This window comes from Streptomyces sp. SID1328 (assembly GCF_009865595.1).
Lineage (GTDB): Bacteria > Actinomycetota > Actinomycetes > Streptomycetales > Streptomycetaceae > Streptomyces > Streptomyces griseoluteus.
Genome location: NZ_WWKH01000973.1, coordinates 1 through 4,781, shown reverse-complemented (window position 1 = coordinate 4,781; position 4,781 = coordinate 1). Strand labels below are relative to the sequence as shown.

Annotated in this window: 4 protein-coding genes and 1 pseudogene; 3 read left to right on the top strand and 2 right to left on the bottom strand. The window is 71.8% G+C overall.

Going from position 1 to position 4,781, the window contains the following annotated elements:
- Positions 1-35 precede the first annotated feature (35 nt).
- On the bottom strand, positions 36-1,196 hold the full coding sequence (locus tag GT030_RS31485) for a PP2C family protein-serine/threonine phosphatase (RefSeq protein WP_161204007.1): 1,161 nt from the start codon (positions 1,194-1,196) through the stop codon (positions 36-38).
- A gap of 149 nt (positions 1,197-1,345) precedes the next feature.
- Between GT030_RS31485 and GT030_RS31480 the strand changes: the two genes are divergently transcribed.
- Both GT030_RS31480 and GT030_RS31475 read left to right on the top strand, forming a co-directional pair.
- Positions 1,346-1,831 (top strand): MarR family transcriptional regulator, encoded by a 486-nt coding sequence (locus GT030_RS31480; protein ID WP_161204006.1) that lies wholly within the window; start codon positions 1,346-1,348, stop codon positions 1,829-1,831.
- Between the two features lie 254 nt (positions 1,832-2,085).
- Entirely contained in the window at positions 2,086-3,591 is a 1,506-nt protein-coding gene (locus GT030_RS31475) for a cryptochrome/photolyase family protein (RefSeq protein ID WP_161204005.1), read from the top strand.
- Between the two features lie 71 nt (positions 3,592-3,662).
- Here the strand turns inward: GT030_RS31475 and GT030_RS31470 are convergent, their stop codons facing one another.
- Complete coding sequence (locus tag GT030_RS31470; RefSeq protein ID WP_161204004.1) at positions 3,663-4,235, bottom strand: DNA starvation/stationary phase protection protein; 573 nt, start codon at positions 4,233-4,235, stop codon at positions 3,663-3,665.
- A gap of 189 nt (positions 4,236-4,424) precedes the next feature.
- Between GT030_RS31470 and GT030_RS31465 the strand changes: the two are divergent.
- Positions 4,425-4,781: pseudogene (locus tag GT030_RS31465) on the top strand (alpha/beta hydrolase); the annotation flags it as partial.

Here is a 4,781-nt window from a genome sequence, read left to right as displayed (position 1 = left end):
CACCGGGCCGGTGCGTGAGACGGGGGACAGGGGCCTCAGCGGCCGTGCCAGTCCAGGCAGACCACCAGCGCGTCGTCGTCCGGCGGCGTCGTGCCGCGGTGCCCGGTCAGCTCGCGCAGCACCGCTCCGGGCACCTCCGAGGCCGGGAGCAAGCGGGTGGACTGGATGGCCCGCGTCAGCGCCGCGTCCCCGTAGGGCTCGCCCTTGGGCGAGGCGACCGTGTACACGCCGTCGCTGACGAAGACCAGCCGGTCGCCGGGCTCCACCTGGAGCTCCTGCGCGACGTAGTCGGTCTCCTCGAACATGCCGAGCGGCAACTGCGCCTCGAAGCCGACGTGCTCCACGGCGCCGTCGCGCAGCCGGAGCAACTGCGGGCACCCGGCGTCCACCACCCGGGTGCGGCCGGTGGCGAGGTCGAAGTCCAGCATCAGCACCGACAGATAGCGGTGCCCCCGGTACTGGGCGTACACCGCCTGGTCCGCCAGGGCCGCCTGGTCGGCGAGCGGGATGCCGGCCCGGCGGGCGTTGCGGAGCGCGTTGACCGCGAGGTTGGTGAGCAGCGCGGCCTCTATACCCTCGCCCATGCCGTTGGAGACGTACAGAGTGAGCCGGTCCGCCGTGGACGACCAGTCGTAGTTGTCGCCGTGCATGGCGTACGCCGGTTCGAGCTGGGCGCCGAGTTCGAACTCGGGCAGGGAGCAGGAGTGGCCGGGCAGGAGCTGCCACTGCATCTCCGCGGCCAGGGTGAGCCGGTCCTGGCGCCGGGTCTGGAGATACAGGTCGGTCTCGCGGTCGGCGACCAGCACCTCGTGCCCCAGCACCTGGGCGATCTCGGCCAGCTCGGGCAGCGCCGCGCGGGTGTCCTCGGAGTCGGGCAGGGTCACCGTGAGTACGCCGAGCCGGTCCCCGTGCACGCTGACGGGCAGGTGGACCCGCAGCCGGTCGTCGACCAGGTTCTCCAGGAAGGGTTCCTGGGCGCCGAAGGCACGGCCCGCCGGGCCGTTGTGCAGAGAGACCGGGGGGAGCGCGTGCGGTGGGGTGGTCACCGGCTGGAGCATGGTGAGGCTGTAGTCGGCCAGCAGGAACTCCACGGCCTCGGCCGCGTAGAGCCCGGCCAGCTCACGGCTGACGATGTCGGCCAGGGCGTAGGGAGGCGCCGTGCGCAGCGCCCGCTCGACAGCCATGAATCTGTTCACGATCTTAGGTATGCCAATCTTTCACCCGTGAGAACGCCACGCCCGCCCCGTGATGGGCCGAGTGGTGGACGTATCGTGCAGTCTTCCTGGATATTCCGGACCGTCTTGCCTGCTAGTAGGCTGTGGGTCGTCCCCATACCTGCGAGAGTGTGACCGTGACGAACTTCCACCCCCGCCCCGAACCCGTCGAAGTCGCGCGTGTGACCTCCACGGCCGCGGAACTGCTGGAAGTCCTGTGGGGCCGGGCCTCCACGGCTCCCGCCTCGGCGTCCCAGTTGCGCGTACTGCTCATTCTGGAGCACCAGGAGGGCATCAACCTGCGGACCCTCGGGGACCATCTGGCCTCCACCCCGCCCTCGACCAGCCGCCTGTGCGACCGGCTCCAGGCGGCGGGGTTCGTCGAGCGCGAGGTGAGCCGGACCGACCGGCGCGAGGTGCGCCTGTACCTCAGCAGCCGGGGCCGCGCCTTCCTCACAGACCTGCGCGCCCGGCGCGAGGAGACGCTGCGCTCGGTGCTGGAGCGGATGTCGGCCGGGGACCGCAGCGCCCTGCTCACCGGCCTGGAGGCGTTCTGCGCGGTCGCGTCGGACCAGATACACGGGTACGACGAGTCCACCGGCTCCCGGACCGCCTGAGCGAACCGGGCCGCAGCCCAGAGGGCTGCCGTGGATCGCCACCGGCGCCCGGCGGCCGGCGAACGGAGCGGCCTCCGCCGACCGGAACATTCTGATCCTTCCCCTCCTGCTGTGACACCGGATACTTTCTTGCGTCACGGTCATAGTTGTCAAACGGCAAGTGTTTCACGTGATGACCATGAGATCGACGCCACATGGATACGCCTCCACCTGCGCGGTCCGCCGAACCCAGCCCTGATCGAGGAGTGGCCGCGATGACCGACCGGCACTGGCTGTTCGGAGACCAGCTCGGCCCCCACTTCCTCACCCCCGGCCCGGACGGACCCGCCCATCACGCCCCCGTGGTGCTCATCGAGGCGCGCTCGGTCTTCCGCCGCCGTCGCTTCCACCGGGCCAAGGCCCATCTGATCCTCTCCGCGATGCGCCACCGGGCCGCCGAACTCGGTGACCGCGTCACCTACGTCCGTACCGAGACCTACCGCGAGGGGCTGCGCGAGGCGGTGGGCGCCGGCCGCGTCACCGTCTGCCACCCCACCTCGCGCGCCGCCCTCGGCCTGGTCCGCTCGCTGGAGAAGGTGCGCGTGCTGCCCGCCCGCGGCTTCCTGTTCCCGCAGGACACCTTCCGCGTCTGGGCCGAAGGACGCGGCGGCCACCGGCTGCGCCAGGAGGACTTCTACCACTGGGTACGCCGTGAGCTGGACCTCCTCATGGACGGCGGCGAACCGGCCGGCGGCCGCTGGAACCACGACCACGACAACCGCGAACCGCCCCCGAAGGGTGCCCGCACCCTCGACGCGCCGAAGCCCTACCGGCCCCGCGAGGACGGGATCGACGACGAGGTCCGTGCCGACCTCGACCGCTGGGAGCGCGAGGAGGGCATCACCTTCGTCGGCCGCGACGGCCCGCGCCGCTTCCCCGCCACCCGCCGCGAGGCGCTGGCCGCGCTGCGCCGCTTCACCGGACACCGGCTCGCCGGGTTCGGCCCGCACGAGGACGCCATGCTCGCCGCCGACCCGGTGATGAGCCACAGCCTCCTCTCCTCCTCCCTCAACCTCGGCCTGCTCGACCCGGCCGAGGTGGTCACCGCCGCCGAGGACACCTGGCGGGCGGGCGACGCGCCCATCTCCAGCGCCGAGGGGTTCATCCGGCAGGTCGCGGGCTGGCGCGAGTACGTGTGGCAGCTCTACTGGTACTTCGGTGAGGACTACCGGAACCGCAACGCCCTCGGCGCCCGCACCCCGCTGCCCGAGTGGTTCCTCGAACTCGACGCCGACGCCGTCACCGCCCGCTGTCTGTCCACCGCCCTCGCCCAGGTCCGCGACACCGGCTGGACCCACCACATCCCGCGCCTGATGCTGCTCGGCAGTCATGCCCTCCAGCAGGGCTGGGAGCCGCGCGCGGTCACCGACTGGTTCCACCGCTGCTTCGTCGACGGCTACGACTGGGTGATGCTGCCCAACGTCGTCGGCATGTCCCAGTACGCCGATGGCGGCCGGATGACCACCAAGCCGTACACCTCCGGTGGGGCCTACATCCACCGCATGAGCGACTTCTGTGGTGGCTGCGCCTACAAACCCGGAGACCGCACCGGCGAGCGGGCCTGCCCGTACACCACCGGCTACTGGGCCTTCGTGCACCGCCACCGCGACCTGTTGGCCGCCAACAACCGCACCTCCCGCGCCGTCCAGGGCCTCGACCGCCTCGGCGACGTGGAGGAGGTCCTGCGCACGGCCCGCGACCGGGGCGACTCGCCGCCCTGACCGGAGACGGAAACGCCGCGCGCCGCCACCCACGGGGGGCAGCGGCGCGCGGCGACTTCCGTACCGGCGGCTCAGCTCACCTTGGCGCCCTTGGCGGCCGCCTCCTTCTCGGAGTGCACGTCATCGGTGGCGAGGGTGCCGCGGGCGCTCTCCAGGTGGGCCCGGACGAACCACTGGAACTGCTCCAGGTCGCGGAGCTGCCCGATCAGGAGGTCCTCGGTGGCGGGGTCGATCTCGCCCGCCTCCTTGACCGCGGCGCGTACGCCCTCGATCACGCCGGTGTAGACCACGTCGAGCGCGGCGAGGTGCGCGATGGCGTCGCCCCGGCCGATGGAGTAGTCGTCCCACGTGCGCTCGGCCACCAGGGAACCCGGCGTGCCCTGGGCGACACCGCCGAGGGCGGCGGTCCGCTCGGCCACGTCGTCGGCCATGTCACGGACCCGGTCGACCTGCGGGTCGATCATCTCGTGCACGGCGATGAAGTGCGGTCCGACGACGTTCCAGTGCACATGCTTCAGCGTGAGGTGGAGGTCGTTGAGCGCGTGCAGACGGAGGCGGAGCAGACCGATGAGCTTGCCGGCCGCCTCACGTTCGAGGCCCGGCACGGTGTAGTTCGGGGTCAGATCCTTGGTCTGGCTGGTCATGATTCACCTCTGTCATCACGGTGAGAAGTCCTTGCCTGAGCACATGTGCCCCGGTCCGACCCTCTCAGACGTGGTCTTGTCCCGCCCGTCGCAGTAGGCGGAACGGGCCCGTCCGGCCAAGCCGCACGCCGAGCGGCTACGGATTCCAGGTGACGATCCCGTACGACCGCCCGAAGGGAAGGCGCCCCGTTGACAGTCCCCAGCGACGGCCCGGACGAGACGACGCGCCGGCAAGGCGGCGAGGGCCCGGAGAGCGCCCTGGTCGTCCGGTACGCCCCCAGGTCCCCGAAAGCCGCGGTGCTCACCCTGCACGGCGGCCGGGCGGAGGACGTCTCCGTCAGCCGGCCCTGGCATCTCGCCGCGCTGCGGATGCGCCCTGTGCTGCGCGCCGTCGCCACCGGGCTGCCGTCGGACGGCATCGTGCTCGGTGAGGTGCGCTACCGGCACCGGGGCTGGAACGGCGGTGCCGCCGCCGACGACGTGCTGCGCGCCCTCGGGGAACTCCACGAGAAGTTCGGCCCGCTGCCGGTCGTGCTGGTCGGCCAC